Origin of the sequence: Streptosporangium sp. H16, assembly GCF_051918855.1 — a bacterium.
Lineage (GTDB): Bacteria > Actinomycetota > Actinomycetes > Streptosporangiales > Streptosporangiaceae > Streptosporangium.
The window spans coordinates 95,274-116,518 of sequence record NZ_JBPXMD010000001.1; the positions used below are offsets into that span (position 1 = coordinate 95,274).

Below are 21,245 nucleotides of genomic sequence, written 5' to 3' on the forward strand. Positions count from 1 at the left end.
GGTGACCGTTGGCGAATCTTGCGGTTGTGTCCGGCTGCCGCATCGGGCCGCTCGTGTCCGGCGGTCGTACCGAGGCCGCGCACGCGCGCCCGGCCACGCGGTCCTCAGAGCGGCATCGCCTGGTCCCGGAGCGTGACCGGCTTCTCCCGGGAGTCCCGGACGGCCGCCTCCTCCGCCAGCGCCTGCTTCTCCACCTCCTCGTTCCCCGTCTCCCTGGCCAGCGCGAGGGAACGCGTCAGGTGGTCCGAGGCGTGTTCCGTCTCGCCGAGGAGCCGGTAGGAGCGCGCCAGGTCGAGCAGCAGGAACGGTTCGGCGATGCTCAGCCGCTCGGCGCGCGCGCATTCCAGAGCGGCCTCGAAGGAGGCCTTGGCCGACCTGGCGTCCCCTATGGCGAGATGGGTGCCGCCGAGCCTGCTGTGCACGGACGCCTCCTGGTACCGGTCGCCCTCCCTGTGGCATATGGTCAGGGCCTCGTTCAGCGCCTCCAGCGCCTGCTCGAACCGGCGCAGGCCGCTGTACCCGCCTCCGAGCATGGTGAGGGCGTAGGCCTCGCCCGACCTGTACCCGATCACCTCCGCGATCTCCCGCTGTTTCCGGGCACAGTCGATGGTCTCCTCGTAGCGGCCGAGTTCGAGGTAGTTCATGGCGAGACTGCCCAGCGCCTTCTGCTCGCCGTGCGCGTCGGAGAACTGGCGGCACAGGTCCAGCTGGCGCCGGAAGTGGTGCACGGCCTCTGCCGGGCGGTTGGTCATGTTCATCGCGACACCGGCGAAGCCGTGCGCGTGCGACTCGATGCTGTGATCGTTCAGCCGCCGGCCGATCTCGAGGGTCTGCGGGCTGATCGCGAGGAACTGGTCGCGAAGGCCGGCGTGCTGGAGGTGCCAGAACAGCGCGAAGACCAGGGCGACACCGAGCCGGGCCGTCCGCTCCCGGGGGGCGGACATCGCCTGGAAGGCCGCGGACAGGAGGTTGGCCTGCTCCCGGCGCAGCCAGTCGCGGGCCTCCTCGTAGGAGGTCAGCGAAAGGGGCGAGGCGCTGAGATCGACGTCCACCGAGATCGGGTGGGGATAGCGGCCCAGCTTCATGGCCAGGCGGGTGGTCCCGACGTACGAGCTCAGTGCCCGCTCCAGGATGGCGTCGCGATCCGCCTCCCTCTCCTCGCTCGCGGCCTTCTCCTTGGCGAACAACCGCACCAGGTCGTGCAGCCGGTATCTTCCCGGCTCGTCCATCTCCGCGAGATGCGCGTCGACGAGCCGTTCCATCGCATGCTCCGCCGTCTCCACGGGAACGTCCAGCAGGGCGCCGATGATGTGCGCGGTGACGTCGTCCGTCTGCAGCACGCCGAGCGCCCGCAGCGCGCGGGCGGCCGTCCGGTCGGAGAGGTGGTCGTTGTCGGCGAGCATGTCGTAGCTGACCGCCAGGCTGGATCGCACCGCGAGGTCGCCCGCCGCCAGTTCCCTCAATCGCCCGTGCTCGTCGTCCAGCCGTCTCACCAGATCGTTCACGTTCCAGCGTGGCCGGTTCGCCAACCGGGCCCCCGCGATGCCGACGGCCAGCGGCAGGCCTCCGCAGAGATCGATCAGGCGCCTCGTGGCCCGGGCGTCCTCGGCGACCCGTTCCGCCCCGATCAGCTTCGCGAGCATCGCGGAGGACTCGGTCCGCCGCATCCCGGAGATCGGCATGCGGGCGCAGTCGTCGAGCAGGGTGAAGCTCTCCCGGCTGGTCGTCAGGATCGCGTTGCCCATCGGCACGGACAGCAGCGGGCGGATCTGGGCCAGGTCGGCGGCGTCGTCCAGCACGATGAGCATCTCGCGGCCGTCGAGCTCGCCGCGCCACAGCGCCGCGGCCTCGTCGACGTCCGCGGGGATGGCGTGCGGGGGCACGCCGAGGTCGCGCAGGAACCTGTTGATCACCTCGATCGGTTCGAGCCGCTTCATGCCCGGTGTCGCCCCGCGCAGGTTCGCGTACAGCTGCCCGTCGGGAAAACGGTCGCGGACCATGTGTGCGATCCGGACGGCCAGGGTCGACTTGCCCGATCCGGGTGCTCCGGTGATCGCGACGACGTGGTGCGGTGGGCCGCCGTCCCAGGGGGAGAGCAGCCCTCGCAACCGCACGAGCTCCTCCGCGCGCCCGACGAAGCCGACGGGGTCGCGTGGCAGCTGGCGGGCCGGCTTCGCCCTCGGGCTCTTACGGCGCCGCGCGTCCGGGGATGTCCGCTCGGCGGCGTGCGGTGTCGCGGGCTCCTCGGGGTTTCCGGAGTTCCCGGGGTGCTCCGAATCCCTGAGGGAGGAGATGGGCGCCCGAACGGGAACGGTGACCGGTTCGGGGGCGGGAAGCACCGGGTGCCGGTCGAGCAGCGGGTCGGCGCGCAGGATCAGCTCGTGACACCTGCGGAGACTCTCGTGCGGCTGGATGCCGAACTCCTCCGCGAGCAGGCGCCGGGTCTCCTGATAGACCCTCAGAGCCTCCACCTGCCGGCCGCAGCGGTAGAGCGCGATCATGTACAGCTCGCGGAGCCGCTCACGCAGCGGGTGTTCGGAGGTCAGGAGCACCAGCCGGGCGGCGGCCTCCTGGGGACGCCCGAGCAGGAGCAGCAGGTCCGTGTGCAGCTCCAGCGCGGTCAGGCGCAGCTCGCCCAGCCTGTGCCGCTCCAACTCGGCGGACGGGCCGGGAATGCCGCTCAGGCAGGTGCCCCGCCACAGTCCCACGGCCCTGTTCAGAGACCGCAGGGCGGTCTCGTACGCGTTGTCCGCGTGCGCCTTCCGCGCCAGGTCGAGACACCGTTCGAACACCAGGGCGTCCACCTGCTCAGGTGCGAGCCGCAACGAGTATCCGCCCGAGACGGAGACCAGTACCCTCGAAGGCCTGCGCGGATCCCGGTCCGGGTCCAGGGTCCTGCGCAGTCCGGACACGTAGGTGTAGACGCTCTGTTCCGCGGTCTTCGGCGGGCTCTCCCCCCACACCCCGTCGATCAGCCTCTCCTTGGTGACGACCTGCCCGGCATTGATCGCCAGGACGCAGAGGACGGCCTGTCGCCTGGGCTCTCCCAGCTCGAGCCGCTGCGAGCCCCTCCGGCCGGTCACGGGCCCAAGAATGTCAATGCCGAGCTTTTCCACCGGGAGGTTCTCCCCGACGGGAGCGGTGGTGCGCGTCTCGTCCATCAGGCCTCCACGCGGTCGGGCATGGCGCAGCGAAGTCGTGAGGAAGACACTATCCGACGGGTTTGCGACGCAGGATTTCCCGCGAACCACCTAGACGATCCCCGCTTTGGCGATCCGGACCCCTGCCTGAAGCCTGCTCTGTGCCCCCATCCGCTCCATCGCATTGGCCATGTGACGGCGTACAGTGCGGGAGGTGAGCCCGAGCCGGCGGCCGATCACCTCGTCCGTCATACCCTCCGCGGCCATTCTCAGAACGATCTTCTCCTGCTCCGTCAGCGAGAACGGCGCCTTCCATCCCCGGGGCCGCTGTTCGGCGCGCGACCAGACGTGCTCGAAGAGGTCTCCCAGCAATGAGACCAGGACGGGGGCGCGCACCATCGCCATCCGGGACGCGTGACCCGTCACGGCGAGGCGGTCGTCGATCACCAGGAATCTCTCGGAGATCAGCGGATCGATCCTTATCTCCACGGACGCGGGGAAACCGGCCACATCGTACGGCGAATCGACCACGATCCTCGTCCGCACCTCCTGCGGGATGACGGCGGAATCGAAAATCTGGAGAAACGTGGTGTTCCTTGCGGGGTCGGGAAGGAACATGTCTATCGTCCGCCGCGCGGACGAGCAGAGGGTTTCGGCGTCGTGCCTGACCTGGGACCGCTCTCCCGCGGAGGGAGAGGCGGGTAGGGAGTGGGTCATGTGCCCCTCGCCAACCGTGCCGGACCCGGGACCGCCCTCCCGGCGGGCGCCGCCGCCGGGCCCCGCCGCGACGTGTCCTCAAGGCGTTCCCCGCCGAGGAGGAGGCCTCCTACACCGGGGGAGGGGGGGAGAGCCGCACGCGCGGGGAACCGGTCGTCGCCGTCGTACGCGTGCGAGGGGGAGTCGCACATCGATGCCTCCATCCTGTCGTCCGTGTGGGTGGTGGCAGAGGAGGCGCTTGGAAAAGGCCTGACTCGGGCCGGGCCCGGAGAAAGGAACCCCCGTCACCGGTCTCCGCCGGATCTTTCCGAAACTCTCGCGGTTCTACTGTCCCAGGTGACCCTAGAGATCACCTAGAGACGCCCGCGGGCGTCGGCGAGCATCGGGCGGGCGCGCCGGCGCGGGAGGCCGAAACTCGGAGAGAGGGGAGGCGGCCGCGGGCGCACAGGCGGCGCGGGCGCACGGGCGGATCGTGTTCGCGGGCTTTCCCGGGGCGCGGATCGCGTTTCTGTCCCCGCGGGCGGGCCGCTTTCCCATTTTTTCGTGGGACCGCACGGCCGAATTTTTTATTCATGCCCACGACAAATAGGCCGTCCGCCTTTTGGGAATCCGGCTGACCGCTTTAGGACATCGACTTGATGATGGATTGTTTCAATATATTTTCAGAGTAATGACTGGTTCGAAAAAACGGAGGCTCCCGGGGTGGACGGTGACACGGAGCTCGTGCGCCGACCGGTCTGCGGACCGGTCGGCGACGGAGGGCGGGCGGAACGACATGACGCCGATGAGAGAAGCCGGGTGGCCGTCACCGCCACCCCTTCGATCCGGGTCGGATGGCCCGCGAGCCGTGACCTGCGATGAAGCCGTACGTATGTGAAGCGAACCATACGCGGGTGTTCCGCCGGCCGGGATCCCCCGTGAAGGACAACGATCTTCGCGGAAGGGTTCGGATCCCGGCTCGGCCGCGATCGGTGGCACCGGTTCGGGAGCGCGGGCGCCCTGGCGTTCTCATGGTGCCGTGTCGCCGCGGTGTGCGTGACGGAGGCCCGCACACTCACACCGGTGTGGGAGCACCGGTCCCGCCGGGTGGAGCGACTCGCTGGCTGAGAGCTCTCCACGGGGGCGAGATGGGGTTTTTCGGGTTTCCTGCCTGGGGGCGGGCTGAGCCTCGGCTCAGAATCCGTGTCCCCAACCCAGGTTGGACTGGGCGACGGCCTGCGAAGAATACTGACCGTGGTCCTTCGAGGGGGCAGACGAATCGGCACTCTCGGTCGTAACATTACCAGTGACGGCAAAAGTGGCCGCAACGAGTAGGGCAAAGGCAGACAAGGCAAGACGTCGGCGCACGGGGAGACTCCTGTCGTAGGTTCTGCTGCTCAAATGATATCTTTCAAGGGGTAACGTGACCGGTCAAGACTTGGTGGGGCAGCGCATCAAAACCGTCCGTCGGCAACGTGGTCTTTCCCAGGCGCAGCTCGCCCATCCAGAACTCTCGGATAGTTACGTGTCTCTCATCGAGAGTGGCAAGCGTACTCCGACACCCGCCGTGCTGGAGCTTCTCGCCGAAAAACTCGACTGTTCCCTGACCTATCTGATCAACGGTGTCACCACCGAGCAGATGCAGGAGATCGAGCTCGCGCAGAGCTACGCGCGCATGGCCCTCGACAACGGTGAAGTCGTCGAGGCGCGTACCCGCTACGCCGAGCTTCTCGCCGACAGCGGCTTGGCCGGCCTGCCCAAGGTGCGGCAGGACGTCGCGTACGGCCTGGCCCTCGCGACCGAGGCCTGCGGAGATCTGGACCAGGCGATCGCCCTGCTCAACGGGCTGCACGAGAATGACACCGCGGCCACGAACCCCGAGCGTCACATCGAGGTCGCCGTCGCGCTCTCGCGTTGCTACCGCGAGAAGGGGGACCTCGCCCAGGCCATGCGAGTTCCCGAGCAGATCCTCACCGGAGCGGTCCGGCCCGTCTGGAACGACGACCTCATGAGGCTGGGCATCCAGCTCCTCGCCGCCTATATCGACCGTGGCGACCTGCTCAGGGCCCGCCAGTTCTCCGCCGAGCTGATCGCCGCCGCCGAGCTCCTCGCCAGCCCGCTGGCGCTCACCCTGGCACACTGGGAAGCCGCGATCATCGCCATCGAGACCGATCACCCCGACGAGGCGGTCACGCACGCCGAGCGCGCCCTGGCCATCCAGTCCGAGTACAGCGACTCGTGGCGGCTGGCCCGGCTGCGCAACGACTACGCCCAGGTCATGCTGATCGCCAGGCCTCTGGAGGCCAAGACCTGGCACGACGTGCTGCTGAAGGTGGAGAAGGAGCTGGCGGAGAGCTCCGCCAGCTCGATCGACAAGATGCGCTGCGCGATGAACCTCGTCCGGGTGGAGTTGCTGCTCGCCAGGCCCGAGCAGGCCGAGGAGCGCATGCGCTTCGTCTGCGCCCTGCTCGACGGCATGCCCAAGGCCCTGCAGGCGGAGGCCCATCTGCTGCACGGCGAGACCCTCGCGGCGCTCGGCATGCGAGCGGACGCCTCGCGGGAGCTGTTCGCCGGGGCCGAATGCCTCAAGCAGGCGCCGGAGACCCACTTCACCGCCCAGGCCTGGCTGACCGCGGCCCGGGTGCTGGAGCGGATCGACGAGCCGGACCGTAGCGTCGACGCCTACAAGCACGCGCTGGCCTGCGTAGGGCTGTAGATCGGGACGGCGAGGGCGACCCGCGCGAGGCCGGGGATCGGACAGGGAGGTCGAGACCGCGTGGTCGCGTCGGTAGCCTTGTGGTTGCCATGAAGACTTCCCCTGTCGCGGTCGCCCTCGCGCTTCTCGCCGCCCTCGTTCTCGGCACGGCTTTCGCCTCGCCCGCCCTCGCCCACGACCGGCTCAAGAGCAGCGACCCGGCCAAGGGCGCGAAGGTCGAGAACCTGGAGGAGGTGAAGCTGACGTTCAGCGCCACGGTGCGCTTCCCGAACGTCATCGTCCGCTCCGGGGACGAGACCCACCAGGACGGCAAGGCCGTCGCCGACGGCTCCGTGGTGACCCAGAAGGTCAAGGGAGACCTCCCTCCCGGCGAGTACGTCATCGCCTACCGCGTCACCTCCTCCGACGGCCATCCGATCGAGGGGGAGATCCCCTTCACCCTGCTCGGCTCCGCCTCCCCGTCGCCGTCCTCGGAGACCCCGGAGCCCGCCGAGAGCGCCGGGAGCACCGGGAGCGCCGAGAGCGCCGAGAGCGCCGAGAGCACGGCCAGCGGCCCCGCCGCGAGCACACCGGCCGCCACGCTCAGCCCGGCCGCGGCGGGAGAATCCGAGGACGCCGGCTCCTCGGGAGGCGTGCCCGGCTGGATGTGGATCGTCGTCGGCGGCCTGACCGGCATCGGCATCGGCCTGTTCTTCAGCATGCGCGGCAGGAAGCAGCCATGAGCAAGACCGCGCGGGCCGCGCAGGCGGCACAGGTCGAGGCGCCGCGGAACGACCGGGTCGTGAAGCTCGCACTGGTGGGCGCGGGGGCGGCCGTCGCCGCCCTGGTGATCGCCATGATCGCCGGAGGCGCCGCGAGCCCGCGCATCATCCCCGGCCTGCCCGACCAGGGCGCGTTCACCCGCTGGGGACTGCCGCTGGCGAAGCTGGCGATGGACGCGGCGGGCGTGCTCGCCGTCGGCGCGCTCCTGGCCGCCGCGATCCTGCTCCCCAACGACAAGGGCCTGCTGGGCAAATCCGCTCTCGGCTACGTCAAGGCCGCCTCCTGGATCGCCCTCGTCTGGGCCGGGGCCGCCGCCGCCACGATGGTGTTCAGCCTCTCGGAGGCGCTCGGGATGCCGGTGGCCGACGTGCTCGGCGGCGACGAGCTCACCAGCTTCGCCAGCCAGGTCTCCCAGGGCATCTCGCTGACCCTGGTCGTGCTGTTCTCGATCGCGATCGCGCTCTTCGCCCGTGGGGCGATCACCGCAGGCGCGGCCGGCGGCCTGCTGGTCCTCGCCCTGGTGACCATGCTCCCGCCCGCGCTGACCGGCCACTCCTCCTCCTCGCCCAACCACGACCTGGCGACCACCGGCGTCGCCGTCCACCTGGTCGTCCTCGCGCTCTGGGTGGGCGGCCTCGGCATGCTCTGCGCGCACGCGCTACGCCGCCAGCCGCATCTGGAGATCGCCGTCGCCCGCTTCTCGGCGCTGGCGCTGTGGTGCTTCGTCGGGGTGGGGCTGTCCGGCCTCTTCAGCGTCCTGGCCAGGCTCAGCGCGGTCTCCGAGCTGTTCACCTCCTCCTACGGCCTGCTGCTGGTGGCCAAGACCGTCGCGTTCGCGCTGCTCGGCGCCGTCGGCTGGTGGCACCGCAAGCGGACCCTGCCGCTGCTCGCGGCGGGCGGATCCGGCACGTTCCTCCGCTTCGCCGCCGGTGAGATCGTCGTCATGTTCGCGGCCGTCGGGCTGGCCGTCGCGCTGTCCCGCACCGCGCCGCCCCCGGCGGTCCTGCCCGTCGACAGGGCCTTCGACGTGCTCGGCTACACCATGCCGCCGGAGATCTCGCTGGCCAACCTGGCCACGCTGTGGTGGTTCGACCTGTTCTCCGGCACGCTCGTCGCCCTGCTGGCCGGTCTCTACCTCGCCGGTGTCGTACGGCTCGCCCGGCGCGGCGACTCCTGGTCCAAGGGCCGCACGGCCGCCTGGTTCACCGGTGTGCTGATCCTGCTGATCGCCACCCAGAGCGGGGTCGCCCGCTACGCCAAGGTGCTGTTCAGCGCGCACATGGCCGAGCACATGACGCTCTCGATGATGGTGCCGATCTTCCTCGTGCTCGGCGCGCCCGTCACCCTGGCGCTGCGCGCCCTGCGCCCCGCCGCACGCAGGGGCGACCGGGGCCCCAGGGAGTGGCTGACGACGATCCTGCACAGCAGGTTCGTCCGCGTCATCGCCCACCCGGCGATCGCCACCGCGATCTTCATCGTCTCCACCTACGCGCTGTACTTCACGCCGCTGTTCGCCGCCGCGATGGAGGAGCACCTCGGCCACATCGTGATGACGGTGCACTTCCTGCTCAGCGGGTGCCTGTTCTTCTGGGTGATCATCGGGGTCGATCCCGCCCCCTACCGGCTGCCGCACGTGGCCCGGCTCATCCTGCTGTTCGTGACCATGCCGTTCCACGCGTTCTTCGGCATCGCGCTGATGAGCATGACCACCGTGCTGGCCTCCGACTGGTACGACCAGCTCGGCCGCACCTGGGGCGCGTCCGCGATCGAGGACCAGCAGACCGGCGGCGCCATCGCCTGGGGGTTCGGTGAGATCCCGACCCTCATCGTGCTCCTCGCGCTGGCCTTCCAGTGGTGGCGCCACGACGACCGCGGGGCCCGCCGCGCCGACCGTCGCGCCGACGCCGCCGCGGCCCGCGACGGCGGCAGCGGCGACGCCCAGCTCGACGCCTACAATGATTACCTGGCCAAACTCAACAGGCGCGACGGCGCGGAGTAGCCGGACGGCTACGCCCTTCTATCTTCGAGCTCTCTCCTGGACACCTCCCGGTAGCCTGTATTCCAGGGGGCTCGTGCTCACCGCAGCGGGTGCAGCGCTTTTTCACCGCGCGCCACGCCCAGTCACACATCCGGTCGGGGGGCCGGTGGCTGCAATGTGCATCAGGAAGGTTGAGCTGTGTCCGAGGAAGTGCGCGTACGTGAGGGCCGCAGCCGGAGCCTGGCCCAGGCGCTCGAAGAGCATCTCACCGAATGGGCCGAGCGCACCGGGGTCGCCGTCGAGATCTGGGCCCTGCCCGCCCAGGACGTTCCGCCCGGGGTCGCCAGAGCCGTGCTGGCCGCGCTCGGGGAGGCGCTGTCCAACGTCGAGCGGCACAGCGGTGCCCGTGTCGTCTCCGTCGCCGTCACCTTCGGGCGTGGCGGCCTGCGCATGACGGTGAGTGACAACGGCATCGGCTTCTTCGGGGAGGCGAAGGGCCGGGGCGTCGCCGCCATGCGCGCCCACTTCGAACAGCTCGGCGGTTCGTGCAGCGTCAACGGCGTTCCCGGCGAGGGAACCACCGTCACCGGTGTGGTGCCCTGCCAGGACTAGCCCGGATCGGGCACCCACCTGCGGGAGGGGGCTCGCGCGGCCGGGGGATCTCGCCGTTCTCCCAGCTCAGAGGTGGTGTGGCCGCGGAGCGGGCCGGCGCCTCAGGGGAGTGTCAGGATCTCGTGGCCGGTCTCGGTCACCAGGATGGTGTGCTCGAACTGGGCGGTCCGCATGCGGTCCTTGGTGACGGCGGTCCAGCCGTCGGGCCAGATGTCGTAGTCGATGGTGCCGAGCGTCAGCATGGGCTCGATCGTGAACGTCATGCCCGGCTCCAGCGTGACCGCCAGTGACGGGTCGTCGTAGTGGGGAACGATCAGGCCCGAGTGGAACGTGGTGCCGATGCCGTGGCCGGTGAAGTCGCGGACCACCCCGTAGCCGAACCGCTTGGCGTAGGCCTCGATCACGCGGCCGGCCACGTTGAGCTGGCGGCCGGGGGCGATGGCCTTGATGGCCCGGTTGGTGGCCTCGCGGGTGCGCTCGACCAGCAGGCGCGACTCCTCGTCCACGTCGCCGACCAGGAAGGTGGCGTCGGTGTCGCCGTGCACGCCGCCGATGAAGGCGGTGATGTCGATGTTGACGATGTCGCCGTCGCGCAGCACGGTGTCGTCCGGGATGCCGTGACAGATCACCTCGTTGATCGAGGTGCACAGCGACTTGGGATACCCGCGGTAGCCGAGCGTGCTGGGGTACGCGCCGCGGTCGCAGAGGAACTCGTGGCCGATCCGGTCGAGCTCGTCGGTGGTGACCCCGGGTGCCACGTGCCTGCCGACCTCTTCGAGCGCCTGGGCCGCCAGCCTGCCCGCGACCCGCATCCGTTCGATGATCTCGGGGGTCTTGACGTCGGACTCCCCGGTCTTCGGGGACTTCTTCCCGACGTACTCCGGCCGCTGGATGTGAGAGGGCACCTTGCGGATGGGGGAGATCCGCCCGGGCTGGAGCAGTGTCGTCATGGTCCCCCAGTCTAGTTGTGCTTCCCACTGGGCAGTATTGCCGCATGAGTGATCAATGGTGGTTCTGCCTGACGCACATGGCCGTCGAGCCCGACGACGGGTGCCCGAACAAGGACCGGATGGGACCGTACCCGACCCGCGACGCGGCGGCCGCCGCGCTGAAGACGGCGGCCGACAGGAACGAGGAGTGGAAGAAGAACGACCGCGCCTGGGACGGGGACGACTGAGGTTGTCGGCTGGCTGTCTGCTGGTCGCCGGCCGGCCGCTAGCCGTCCACGACGGCGTACGCGCGGACGGGGAAGGTCCCCAGGCCGGCCAGCAGCGGCGGCGCGGCGTGGAGGCGGAACCCGCTGCCGGGCAGCGCGGCCAGCCCCGTCATGTGCTCCACGATCGGGATGCCCGCTCCGAGCAGCAGCGTGTGCGCGGGACGTTCACCGCGGGGCGGGGTGTCGTCGATGTTGAGGCTGTCGATGCCGACGAGCGCGGGCCCCCGCTCCGCGAGCCAGCGGGCCGCCTCCGGTTCGAGGTAGGGGTGGCCGTGGAAGTACGTCTCGGTGCCGAAGTGCCGGTCCCAGCCGGTGTGCAGGAGTACGGCCCTGCCGCGCACGTCCAGCCCCGAGAACCGGTCGAGCCCCACGGAGGGCGCCCCCTCGGCCCGTACGACCAGGCCGGGGAGGTCGGCGAGTGACTCCAGCGGCATCCCCGACAGGTCGGGCCCCTGCGGGTAGCGGTGGTAGGGGGTGTCGAGGTAGGTGCCGGTGTTGGCGACCAGCTCGACGCTGCCGATGTGGAACTCCGTGCCCGGGGCGTAGACCTCCCGCGAGGCCTCCCGGCTCAGGTGCACGCCCAGGCGGGGGCCGGGGACGCCGGGGTAGGTGATCATCCCCTCGGTGATGGGGTGGCTCAGCTCGACCAGCCGGGTCACGGGGCGCTCACCTCCTTCCGTGAGAAGCTCATGACCTCATGATTTCCGCCCCGCTCGCTAAAGGGCAAATAAAGTTTTCTTAATGTCCACGTAAGCTGAGCTGCATGGATATCGATCCCCGGCGGCTGCGGGTGCTCCACGAGGTCGCCCGTCGCGGCGGCGTCATGCGCGCGGCGGAGGCGCTCCACCTGACGGCCTCGGCGGTCTCGCAGCAGCTCGCGCTCCTAGAGCGGGAGGTCGGGCTCTCCCTCATCGACAGGTCGCAGCGCCGGGTCGCCCTCACTCCCGCGGGCAGGGTCCTCGCCGGATACGCCGAGCGCGTCGAGGAGGAGCTGGGCGAGGCCAGGCGGGAGCTGATCCGTTTCACCGAGCGGCTGGCCGGGCCGGTGGCGATCGCCGCGTTCCCCACGGTCATCCGGCACCTGCTGGTGCCCGCGCTGGGCAGGCTGGCCGAGCGCCACCCCCAGATCACGCCGCACATCCGGGAACTGTACGGGCCGCCCGCGCTGCAGGAGCTCCGCCTCGGCGGGGTCGACCTCGCCCTCACCGAGGAGGACGCCGACAAGGCCGGCAAGACCGTCGCGGCGCGGCAGTCCATCGTCTCCCACCCCCTCTACGTGGACGAGTACCGGATCGTGGCCCCGCCGGGCTGGGCGGAGGTCCCGCGCCAGGTCGCGGACCTGGCGGGGGTGCCGTGGATCGCCGGGCCGCCCGACCAGGCCTGCGGCCACGCCCTGGAGCGGTTCGCCGTCCTGCACGGATTCACCCCGCACCGGGTGCACATGATCCAGGAGTTCCCGCCCACGCTCGCCCTGGTCGCGGCGGGGCACGGGGTGGCGATCGTGCCGTCGCTGGCCCTGCTCGACGTCCCGGACGGCGAGGTCGTCGTCACGGGCATCACCAACGTGGGCGCCAGGAAGCTGGACGCGGTGACCCGCCTCGGCCGTACCCGCTCGGGTGAGCCCGACCCGGTGCAGGCCGTGGTCATCGCGGCGCTCAGGGACGCGGCCGAGGAGCTGTCGGGACGGCTCGGAGCGCGCTGGAACGCCCCCTAGCCGTCTGGCCGTGCCCCGGCCCTGTCCCCCGCCCTGACCCGGCCCTGTCCCCGTCGTGCCCGGCCGTGCTGCCTGGCCAGGGCGGTGACTTGATGCCCGGACGGTGAGGGGCGCCGGTGGCCTGGGGCGGGCGGGTGGTGCCGGTGGCCGCGGGCCTGGCCGGTGGGCCGGTCGGCGCTCCGAGGGCCTAGTCGGTGACCCGCGGGCCGCTGATCCGCTCCAGCAGCCTGGCCAGGCGGTCGCGCGGGCCTGGACGACGGGCGACCTCGCCCGCGGCCATGCTCACCAGGTGCTGGGCTCCGTCGAAGGAGAACGGCGCCCGCTCGGGGATCGTCAGCGCGTCGTGGGCCAGACCCGTCAGATCCGGGTCGCCACCGCCCAGGGCCAGGATCGTCGTACCGGTCCTGCGGGCGTCGCTCACCCGTTCCAGCAGCGCCTCGGGGGCGCGTTCCTCGGCCACCACGAACAGCGTCTCGCCCCGCCCGGCCCGCTCGATCCGCTCCAGCCCGACCCGCAGGTGCTCGGGCGCTCCTGGGGCGGGCGCCCAGCGGACCAGCGTCGGGGTGAGCTGGGGCATCCCGGAGAACCTGGCCTCGTCGCTCAGGTGCGCGGTCAGGTGCCAGGGTTCCTCCTGAGGCGTGCCGACCACCAGCAGCCCGCCGGGGGAGCGCGTCGCGCGCAGGGCGAGGCCCAGCTCGCGGGTCCGCTCGACCCAGCCGGTCGAGGCCAGGATTTCACGCAGCAGCGTCACCGACCCAGCGTCCATCGCACCATCGTGCCCCAGACACCCCGCGCCGATCCCGGAAACGCGACCCTGAGATGATCGGGACAGGCGATATGGTCGATGGAGTCCGGCCCTGAGCGACCGGGGACGATGAGGAGCGGCGAGTGAGCAGTGACATTCCGGACGTGAGCAAGATCTCGATCGGGATCCTGGGCGGGACCGGCGACCAGGGCAAGGGCCTGGCCCGGCGGTTCGCCCTCGCCGGGCACACCGTGCTGATCGGCTCGCGGAGCGCGGAACGGGCTCAGGCCGCGGCGGAGAGCATCGGCGGATCGGTGCGCGGCACGGACAACCCGACCGTGGCGGCCGAGGCCGACGTGGTGATCGTGGCCATTCCCTGGGACGGGCACCGCTCAACGCTGGAGTCCCTCCGCTCCGAGCTGGCCGGGAAGATCGTCGTCGACTGCGTCAACCCGCTCGGGTTCGACAAGCAGGGCGCCTACGCGCTCGCGGTCGAGGAGGGCAGCGCCGCCCAGCAGGCGGCCGCAGTCCTGCCCGACAGCCGCGTGGTCGCCGCCTTCCACCACGTCTCGGCCGTCCTGCTGCTGGATCCCGAGGTCGAGGAGATCGCCCTGGACGTGCTCGTGGCGGGTGACGACCGCGAGGCCACCGACACCGTCCAGGCGCTGGCGGGCCGGATCCCCGGCGTGCGCGGCGTGTACGCCGGCCGCCTGCGTAACGCCCACCAGGTCGAGGCGCTGACCGCCAACCTCATCTCGATCAACCGCCGCTACAAGGCCCACGCGGGCCTGCGCGTCACCGACATCTAGCTGGGCGGCGTTCCGGCCCGCGACGAGCGGGCCTTCGTCCGTGGTCGTCGTCTCGCCGGCCGGCCGCGTGGTTCGGCGCCCCGTGGAGTGGCCCCGGGGTGCTTCGGTGGCCCGTGGAGGGAAGCCGGGGACGGTTTGGTGGCCGGTCGTGTGGGTGCGGGGGCGGTGAGGCATGCAGGCTCGGCCGGTGGCCAACCGGTCGGACCCGATCCCCGAAGCGGGCCAATCTTGCCTGATTGGATCTGACAAATAGCTAGTTAACCGGACATCCTTGACACATGACTGATTTTCGTCCGGAGACCCGCACCGTCCACCTGCCCCAGCCGCCCCTGAACGGCAGCCGTCCCATCACGGTGCCGCTCTACCAGACCTCCGGGTTCGTCTTCGACGACCCGGCCGTTTTCGCCGACGGGATGGGCCGCCCGGACGGAGCCTTCGTCTACGGGCGGCTGTCGAACCCGACGGTCCGCTCCCTGGAGGAGGCCGTCGCCGGGCTGGAGGGCGGCGTCGGCGCCGTGGCCACCGGCTCCGGGATGGGGGCCATCAACTCCGTACTGCTCGGACTGCTGGAGCCCGGCGACCACCTGATCGCGCAGAAGCCGCTCTACGGCGGCACCGCCGCGATGATCAACGACCTGGTGGCGCGGTTCCGGATCGAGGTCTCCTACGTCCCCGAGGACGACCCGGCGGCGCTGCGCGAGGCCGTGCGGCCGGAGACCAGGCTGGTCTACCTGGAGACCATCGCCAACCCGGTGACCCAGGTCGCCGACCTGCCGGGCATGTGCGCCGCGGCCCGCGAGGCCGGACTGGTCTCGGTGGTCGACAACACCTTCGCCTCCCCGATCCTGTGCAGGCCGATCGAGCACGGTGCCGACATCGTGGTGCACTCCACCACCAAGTACCTGAGCGGGCACACCGACGTGCTCGGCGGGATCGCCGTCTTCGCCTCCGACGAGCTGTACCGCAAGGTGTGGTCCTTCACCACCAAGCTGGGCGCCACCGCGGACCCGTTCGCCGCCTGGCTCACCCTACGCGGCATCCAGACGCTGCCGCTGCGGATGGAGCGCCACTGCTCCAACACCCGCGAGCTGGCCACCCGCCTGAACGCCCACCCCGCCGTCTCCGTCGTGCACTGGCCGGGACTGCCCTCGCACCCCTCGTACGAGCTGGCGGCCAAGCTCCTGCCCGACTTCGGGGGGGTCTTCTCCTTCGACCTGGCGGGCGGGCGGGAGGCGGGGGAGCGGTTCATGAGCTCGGTGAAGCTGGCCCTGCTGGCCCCGTCCCTCGGCGGCGTCGAGACGCTCATCCTGCACCCCGCGACCACCTCCCACCGCTCCCTGACGGCCGAGGAACTCGCCCGGCACGGGATCGGCGAGGGCACCGTGCGGGTGGCGGTCGGCATCGAGCACGTCGAGGACCTGTGGGCCGACTTCGAGCAGGCGCTCTCCTGACGACTTCTGACGCCGCCGGGAGCGCGGCCCGCGCCGTCTCTGCACCGCGGCCCTCTACACTGCGGCGCGGGGCCGCCCGCAGGGCCGGGCGGCCGCCTCCGGATCGTTTTGCGGGGAAGGAGCGCGCGTGAGCGTGTCGATCGGGGACGTGGAGCGGGCCGCCGAGCGCATCGCCGGGCATGTCCTGCGCACACCGGTGGTCGAGGTGTCGCCGGGGGTGTTCCTGAAACTGGAGGGGCTGCAGCACTCGGGGTCGTTCAAGGCGCGCGGAGGCTTCAACCGCGCCCTGGCCTCGGAGAGGATCCCCGAGGCCGGGCTGATCGCGGCGAGCGGGGGCAACCACGGCCTGGCGGTGGCGTACGTGGCGCGCAGCCTCGGCGTCCAGGCGGAGATCTTCGTGCCGACGGTGTCCAGCCCGGTGAAGGTCGCCGGGCTGCGCGCGCTGGGCGCGCGGGTGACCCAGATCGGCGCCGTCTACGCCGAGGCGTACGAGGCCTCGGTCAAGCGCGCGGCCGAGACCGGCGCCCTGGACATCCACGCCTACGACCAGGCGGAGGTGGTCGCCGGGCAGGGCACGGTCGGCCTGGAGCTCCTGGAACAGACCGGGGGCGTCGACACGGTCGTCGTCGCGGTCGGCGGCGGCGGGCTCGTCGCCGGGATCACCGTCGCCCTCGGCGGCCGGGCCCGCGTGGTCGCCGTCGAGCCCGAGCTCATCCCGACCCTGCACCGGGCCCTGGAGGCCGGCGGGCCGGTCGGCGTCGAGGTCTCGGGGGTGGGGGCCGACGCCCTGGGCGCCAGCCGGGCGGGCGAGATCGCCTACGAGATCACGAGCGCGGCGGGGGTGCGGAGCCTCCTGGTCTCCGACGAGGCCATCGTCGAGGCGCGGCGCGAGCTGTGGCGGGAGCACAGGATCGCCGCCGAGCACGCGGGCGCCGCGGCGTACGCGGCCCTGCTGTCCGGCGTCCACACCCCGGCCCCCGGCGAGCGGGTGGCCGTCGTCGTGTGCGGCGCCAACACCGACCCCGCCACGCTCGTCTGACTCTCGTACGTTCCGTACGACGGAGGACGCCCCGGCGCCGCCAGGTTCTCCTGGGGCGCCGGGGCGCCGGGGCGGCTCAGCGGTGGTCACCGGTTCCGCGGCGCCCGGGGGCGGCGCGGTCCCGGCCGGTCAGCGGTAGCTGTGCTCGGCGGCGGGGAAGGCGCCGGTCGACACCTCGTCGGCGAAGCTGCGCACGGCCCTGTCCATCTCGTGGGCCAGGTCGAAGTACTTCTTGACGAACTTGGCGGGGCTGGCGGTCAGGCCCATCAGGTCCTGCCAGACGAGGACCTGCGCGTCGGTGCCGGGCCCGGCGCCGATGCCGATCGTGGGGATCGACAGGGACGCGGTGACCCGCTCGGCCAGGTCGGTGGGAACGCACTCCAGGACCACCGAGAACGCCCCGGCGTACTCCAGGTCCTTGGCGTCGGCCATCAGCTCGTCGCCCGACTGGCCGCGGCCCTGCACGCGGTAGCCGCCGAGCGCGTTGACCGACTGGGGGGTCAGGCCCAGGTGGGCCATCACCGGGATGCCGGCCGAGACCAGGGCCTCGACCTGGGGAAGCACCCGCCGCCCGCCCTCGAGCTTGACCGCGTGGGCCCCGGCCTCCTTCATGAATCGGGCGGCCGTCTCCAGGGCCTGCTGGGGAGATGACTGGTAGGAACCGAACGGCAGGTCGGCCACGACCATCGCGCGGGAGGAACCGCGGACCACGGCCGCCGTCAGGGGCATGAGATCGTCCACCGACACGGGCAGTGTCGAGTCGTACCCGTACACGACCATGGCGGCCGAATCGCCGACGAGCAGCACGGGGATGCCGGCCTCGTCGAAGACCCTGGCGGTCATCGCGTCGTACGCGGTGACCATCGGCCACCGCTCGCCACGCTCCTTGGCGGCGGCGACGTCGCGCACGGTGATCCTTCGTCCAGCCTGGCCGCCGTACAGAGAGGTCGGCCGGTTGGTGACGGAAGAGGACATGGGACCTCCAGTGAAGTCTCGAGGCGCCCCTGTGGCGTCCCCGGACGTTTTCGATGATTGCACGCGTACGACAGGTTCAACAGACCCGATCGACGTGGTAATCCAATGGGCAGGTGTGGGTGGTATGTGACACGTTCGTCCTTTTGGCGCCGTAACGGAGTGTGAGGACGCGCGTCCGGACGATATTCCGTGGCGAACATGCCGGTGCCGCGCGGGCGGGCGCCGGCGGGTGCGCGCGTTCAGGGTGGGGCGGGCGGTGCGCGGTGCGTCAGGGGTGTCCGGCGGGCGGTGCGCGGCACCTCGGCGCGGTAATCCAGTGGCGGAAGTGTCAGGGGCGTACGGCACAATGCTCGCGGAGGTAAGTAATCACAATGGCTTTCGAACCTTACCGCCGCCTGCTGGCGATCCCGGGCGTGCGGTCGTTGCTGCTGGTGGGACTGGTCGCCCGCATCCCCTCGACCGCGGTCGCCATCACGCTGACCATGCATGTCGTCGACTCCAGCGGGTTAGGGCTCGGCTTCGCCGCGGCCGGTCTGGTGACCATGGCGAGCACGGTGGGGATGGCGGTCGGCTCGCCGCTGGCCGGAAGGTTCGTCGACAGCCACGGCCTGCGTCCGGTGCTGGTGGTGACCACGCTCGCCCAGCTCGCCTTCTGGTCCACCGCGTGGGCGATGCCGTTCCCCCTGCTGCTCGCGGCCTCGGTGCCCGCGGGCCTGCTCAGCCTTCCGGTGTTCAGCGTGATCAGGCAGTGCCTCACGGCGCTGGTCCCGGTCGACCAGCGCAGGATGGGCTTCTCCCTCGACTCCATGATCGTGGAACTCTCCTACATGGCCGGTCCCGCCCTGGCGGTCGCGGGGGTGACCCTCCTCGGCAGCGTGCCCACCATGGGCATCGTCGCGGCCGGCCTGGTCGCCTCGGGGGTGGCGCTGATCGCGCTGAACCCGCCCGTCCGCTCGGAGGAGGAGCTCCAGGAGGTGGCGGGAAAGGTCTCGCGGCGCCAGTGGCTCACCCCGGGCATGCTCGGGCTGCTCGGCACGGTCGTCGCGGCGACCTTCGTGCTGGCCGCCACCGAGCTGTCCCTGGTGGCGACGATGAAGCAGGGCGGCGACACCGCCTGGATCGGGCTGGCGATCGGACTGTGGTGCGCCTACTCGCTGATGGGCGGTTTCGTGTACGGCATGCTGCCCCGAGGGGTGTCGCCGCTGATCCTGATCGGCGCCATGGGCGTGCTCACCGTCCCCGTCGGGCTGGTCGGCGGTGACTGGCACTGGCTGGTCCTGGCCCTGCTGCCGGCCGGGGTGCTGTGCGCCCCCGCGCTGTCCTCCACGATCGAGACCGTGACCCGCTGGGTGCCCGCCGGGGCCCGTGGCGAGGCGATGGGCCTGCACGGCACGGCGTTGCTGATCGGCGCCGGCTCCGCGGCGCCCATCGCGGGTGTGATCATCGACGGCCCCGGTCCCGGCTGGGCCTTCGCCGCCGCCGGGCTGGTCGGTGTGGTGATGGTGCTGGTCGCCCTGCCGTTCTGGCGGCGCACCGCGGCCGTGGCCGACGAACCTGTCCCGGTGGCCGCCTGACCTCGGCCGTACCCGATTCCGGGCTGTCGCCGGCACGGGGGCGGCACGGGGGCGGCGCTACTCCAGCCGTACCCGGTCCGGGCTGTCGCCGATCCCGGCCGCCGCCCGTCCCGGTGCGTCACCTCGGAGGGCGCACCCTGAGATCAAGATATTTCACGACAAATATGAAACGATACGGTTGCGTATCGTAATGATCAACGCTACGGTGGTGTTTCGAAACTTAAGCGTATCGAATACGGGGCCTTCGTGGAACAACAGCTCGGTCACCCGCGGCGGTGGCAGATCCTGGGAGTGCTGGTCTTCAGCCTCCTGGCAGTCGTGCTCGACAACACCATCCTCAACGTCGCACTCAAGACGATCGCCGACCCCGTGGAGGGTCTGGGCGCCACCCAGAGCCAGCTGGAATGGGCGATCAACTCCTACACGCTCGTGTTCGCGGGCCTGCTGTTCACCTTCGGGGTGATCGGCGACCGCACCGGGCGCAAGCGCATGCTCATGGTCGGCATGGTGCTCTTCGGCCTGGCCTCGCTGGCCAGCGCCTACGCCCAGGACCCCATGCAGCTGATCGTCGCCCGCGCGTTCATGGGCATCGGCGGTGCCGCGATCATGCCGGCCACGCTGGCGATCATCTCCAACGTCTTCCCCCCGCAGGAGCGCGGCAAGGCGATCGGCGTCTGGGCCGGCGGGGTGGGCCTGGCCGTGGCGATCGGCCCGATCACCGGCGGCCTGCTCATCGAGCACTTCTGGTGGGGCTCGGTCTTCCTGGTCAACCTGCCGATCGTGCTGATCAGCATGGTGCTCATCAGCCTGGTCGTGCCCGAGTCGCGTGACCCCAAGCCCTCCAGGCTCGACCCGGTCGGCGTGGTCCTCTCCATCATCGGCCTCGTCGCCGTCACCTACGGCATCATCCGGGGCGGGGAGCTGGCCACGATCGCCAGCGCCGAGGTGCTCGTACCGACCATCCTCGGCATCGTCGTGCTCGCCGCCTTCATCTGGTACGAGCGCCGTATCGACCACCCGGCCTTCGACGTCAGCTACTTCCGCGACCCGCGCTTCGCCACCGCGGTCGGCATGATCGGCATCGTGTTCTTCGCGATGATGGGCGCGATGTTCTTCCTGGTCTTCTACCTGCAGATCGTGCTGGGATTCAGCGCGCTGCAGGCCGGCGCCCTGATGATCCCCTTCGCCGCCGCACAGCTGATCTTCGCGCCGCTGAGCCAGCAGATGGCCGTGCGCTTCGGGGGCAAGCTGAGCGCCACCGTCAGCATGGTCGTCGTGGCCGCCGCGCTGGCCTCCTACGCGCTGATGGACCAGAACACCCCGGTCGTCCTGCTGGAGATCGTCTTCTTCGTCCAGGGCGCGGCGATGGCCAACATCATGCCCCCGGCGACCACCGCGATCATGGAGGCGCTTCCCAGGGAGAAGGCCGGCGTCGGCTCGGCCATGAGCAACACGGTCCGCCAGGTGGCCGGAGCGCTCGGCGTCGCGCTTCTCGGCTCGCTGCTCTCGGCCACCTACCGCGACCAGATCGCCCCGGCCCTGACAGGCCTGCCCGACCAGCTCAGGCACCTGGCGGGCGAGTCGCTGACCGGCACGCTGGGCGTGGCCCAGGGCCTCGGCGCCCGGGGTGCGGCGCTGGTCGAACCGGCCAAGCTCGCCTTCGTCGAGGGCATGCACATCACCGCCCTCGTCTCCGCGGTCATCGCGCTGCTCGGAGCCCTGGTGGTGTTCAGGTGGCTGCCCGGCAAGTCCTCCGGGGCCGTTCCCGTCCCCGAGGAGATCAGCCCAGGTAAGGAACCGGCGGTAGTGTAGGAGCGC

The 21,245-nt window shown here is 70.9% G+C and carries 17 protein-coding genes; 11 read left to right on the top strand and 6 right to left on the bottom strand.

Translation table 11 applies throughout. The features are described from left to right. Positions 1–104: 104 nt before the first annotated feature. Positions 105–3,161 (bottom strand): AfsR/SARP family transcriptional regulator, encoded by a 3,057-nt coding sequence (locus tag ACTOQ2_RS00455; RefSeq protein WP_440097648.1) that lies wholly within the window; start codon positions 3,159–3,161, stop codon positions 105–107. 90 nt (positions 3,162–3,251) lie between these two features. Continuing rightward, positions 3,252–3,857, bottom strand: coding sequence for a helix-turn-helix transcriptional regulator (locus ACTOQ2_RS00460; protein ID WP_440097649.1), 606 nt, complete (start codon positions 3,855–3,857; stop codon positions 3,252–3,254). Between the two features lie 1,420 nt (positions 3,858–5,277). Here ACTOQ2_RS00460 and ACTOQ2_RS00465 point away from each other — a divergent pair. The 4 genes from ACTOQ2_RS00465 to ACTOQ2_RS00480 all read left to right on the top strand — a co-directional run bounded on the left by ACTOQ2_RS00465 (position 5,278) and on the right by ACTOQ2_RS00480 (position 9,904). After that, entirely contained in the window at positions 5,278–6,552 is a 1,275-nt protein-coding gene (locus tag ACTOQ2_RS00465) for a helix-turn-helix domain-containing protein (protein ID WP_440098068.1), read from the top strand. An 89-nt stretch (positions 6,553–6,641) separates the two neighbouring features. Then, positions 6,642–7,274 (top strand): copper resistance CopC family protein, encoded by a 633-nt coding sequence (locus tag ACTOQ2_RS00470; RefSeq protein WP_440097651.1) that lies wholly within the window; start codon positions 6,642–6,644, stop codon positions 7,272–7,274. Continuing rightward, positions 7,271–9,313 carry a cytochrome c oxidase assembly protein gene (locus ACTOQ2_RS00475; protein WP_440097652.1) on the top strand — a complete coding sequence of 681 codons (2,043 nt, stop codon included), beginning with the start codon at positions 7,271–7,273 and terminating at the stop codon, positions 9,311–9,313. The genes ACTOQ2_RS00470 and ACTOQ2_RS00475 overlap by 4 nt, the downstream gene beginning before the upstream one ends. Positions 9,314–9,490: 177 nt before the next feature. Then, positions 9,491–9,904 carry a sensor histidine kinase gene (locus ACTOQ2_RS00480; protein WP_440065344.1) on the top strand — a complete coding sequence of 138 codons (414 nt, stop codon included), beginning with the start codon at positions 9,491–9,493 and terminating at the stop codon, positions 9,902–9,904. A 101-nt stretch (positions 9,905–10,005) separates the two neighbouring features. On the opposite strand, the gene map is transcribed toward ACTOQ2_RS00480, so the two are convergent. After that, on the bottom strand, positions 10,006–10,854 hold the full coding sequence (gene map / locus ACTOQ2_RS00485) for a type I methionyl aminopeptidase (protein ID WP_440084410.1): 849 nt from the start codon (positions 10,852–10,854) through the stop codon (positions 10,006–10,008). 44 nt (positions 10,855–10,898) lie between these two features. Between map and ACTOQ2_RS00490 the strand changes: the two genes are divergently transcribed. Beyond that, a complete protein-coding gene (locus ACTOQ2_RS00490) occupies positions 10,899–11,081 on the top strand; it encodes a hypothetical protein (RefSeq protein ID WP_440065341.1) in 183 nt (60 codons plus the stop codon). Positions 11,082–11,119: 38 nt separating this feature from the next. Here ACTOQ2_RS00490 and ACTOQ2_RS00495 read toward each other — a convergent pair whose 3' ends face one another. Further along, positions 11,120–11,779, bottom strand: coding sequence for a cyclase family protein (locus ACTOQ2_RS00495; protein WP_440097653.1), 660 nt, complete (start codon positions 11,777–11,779; stop codon positions 11,120–11,122). 104 nt (positions 11,780–11,883) lie between these two features. Between ACTOQ2_RS00495 and ACTOQ2_RS00500 the strand changes: the two genes are divergently transcribed. Beyond that, entirely contained in the window at positions 11,884–12,834 is a 951-nt protein-coding gene (locus ACTOQ2_RS00500; protein WP_440097654.1) for a LysR family transcriptional regulator, read from the top strand. Between the two features lie 187 nt (positions 12,835–13,021). Here the strand turns inward: ACTOQ2_RS00500 and ACTOQ2_RS00505 are convergent, their stop codons facing one another. Then, positions 13,022–13,600 carry a hypothetical protein gene (locus ACTOQ2_RS00505; protein WP_440097655.1) on the bottom strand — a complete coding sequence of 193 codons (579 nt, stop codon included), beginning with the start codon at positions 13,598–13,600 and terminating at the stop codon, positions 13,022–13,024. 122 nt (positions 13,601–13,722) lie between these two features. Here ACTOQ2_RS00505 and npdG point away from each other — a divergent pair, with 122 nt between their 5' ends. The 3 genes from npdG to ACTOQ2_RS00520 all read left to right on the top strand — a co-directional run bounded on the left by npdG (position 13,723) and on the right by ACTOQ2_RS00520 (position 16,878). Further along, complete coding sequence (gene npdG / locus ACTOQ2_RS00510; RefSeq protein WP_440097656.1) at positions 13,723–14,388, top strand: NADPH-dependent F420 reductase; 666 nt, start codon at positions 13,723–13,725, stop codon at positions 14,386–14,388. A gap of 278 nt (positions 14,389–14,666) precedes the next feature. Beyond that, complete coding sequence (locus tag ACTOQ2_RS00515) at positions 14,667–15,839, top strand: trans-sulfuration enzyme family protein (protein ID WP_440097657.1); 1,173 nt, start codon at positions 14,667–14,669, stop codon at positions 15,837–15,839. A gap of 127 nt (positions 15,840–15,966) precedes the next feature. Beyond that, entirely contained in the window at positions 15,967–16,878 is a 912-nt protein-coding gene (locus tag ACTOQ2_RS00520; RefSeq protein WP_440097658.1) for a threonine/serine dehydratase, read from the top strand. Positions 16,879–17,007: 129 nt separating this feature from the next. On the opposite strand, the gene panB is transcribed toward ACTOQ2_RS00520, so the two are convergent. Further along, positions 17,008–17,853 (bottom strand): 3-methyl-2-oxobutanoate hydroxymethyltransferase, encoded by an 846-nt coding sequence (gene panB / locus ACTOQ2_RS00525; protein ID WP_440084417.1) that lies wholly within the window; start codon positions 17,851–17,853, stop codon positions 17,008–17,010. A 371-nt stretch (positions 17,854–18,224) separates the two neighbouring features. Between panB and ACTOQ2_RS00530 the strand changes: the two genes are divergently transcribed. Together ACTOQ2_RS00530 and ACTOQ2_RS00535 are read left to right on the top strand one after the other, a co-directional pair. Beyond that, positions 18,225–19,427 (top strand): MFS transporter, encoded by a 1,203-nt coding sequence (locus ACTOQ2_RS00530; protein ID WP_440097659.1) that lies wholly within the window; start codon positions 18,225–18,227, stop codon positions 19,425–19,427. 246 nt (positions 19,428–19,673) lie between these two features. Next, positions 19,674–21,239: an MFS transporter gene (locus ACTOQ2_RS00535; protein ID WP_440097660.1), complete on the top strand. Its 1,566-nt coding sequence runs from the start codon at positions 19,674–19,676 to the stop codon at positions 21,237–21,239. The last annotated feature ends 6 nt before the right edge of the window (positions 21,240–21,245 follow it).

Coding starts and splice junctions, on each gene's coding strand:
- ACTOQ2_RS00455 (WP_440097648.1), bottom strand. CDS start 3,161: ATGGACGAGACGCGCACCACCGCTCCCGTCGGGGAGAACCTCCCGGTG.
- ACTOQ2_RS00460 (WP_440097649.1), bottom strand. CDS start 3,857: ATGACCCACTCCCTACCCGCCTCTCCCTCCGCGGGAGAGCGGTCCCAG.
- ACTOQ2_RS00470 (WP_440097651.1), top strand. CDS start 6,642: ATGAAGACTTCCCCTGTCGCGGTCGCCCTCGCGCTTCTCGCCGCCCTC.
- ACTOQ2_RS00475 (WP_440097652.1), top strand. CDS start 7,271: ATGAGCAAGACCGCGCGGGCCGCGCAGGCGGCACAGGTCGAGGCGCCG.
- map (WP_440084410.1), bottom strand. CDS start 10,854: ATGACGACACTGCTCCAGCCCGGGCGGATCTCCCCCATCCGCAAGGTG.
- ACTOQ2_RS00490 (WP_440065341.1), top strand. CDS start 10,899: ATGAGTGATCAATGGTGGTTCTGCCTGACGCACATGGCCGTCGAGCCC.
- ACTOQ2_RS00500 (WP_440097654.1), top strand. CDS start 11,884: ATGGATATCGATCCCCGGCGGCTGCGGGTGCTCCACGAGGTCGCCCGT.
- ACTOQ2_RS00505 (WP_440097655.1), bottom strand. CDS start 13,600: ATGGACGCTGGGTCGGTGACGCTGCTGCGTGAAATCCTGGCCTCGACC.
- ACTOQ2_RS00515 (WP_440097657.1), top strand. CDS start 14,667: ATGACTGATTTTCGTCCGGAGACCCGCACCGTCCACCTGCCCCAGCCG.
- panB (WP_440084417.1), bottom strand. CDS start 17,853: ATGTCCTCTTCCGTCACCAACCGGCCGACCTCTCTGTACGGCGGCCAG.
- ACTOQ2_RS00530 (WP_440097659.1), top strand. CDS start 18,225: ATGGCTTTCGAACCTTACCGCCGCCTGCTGGCGATCCCGGGCGTGCGG.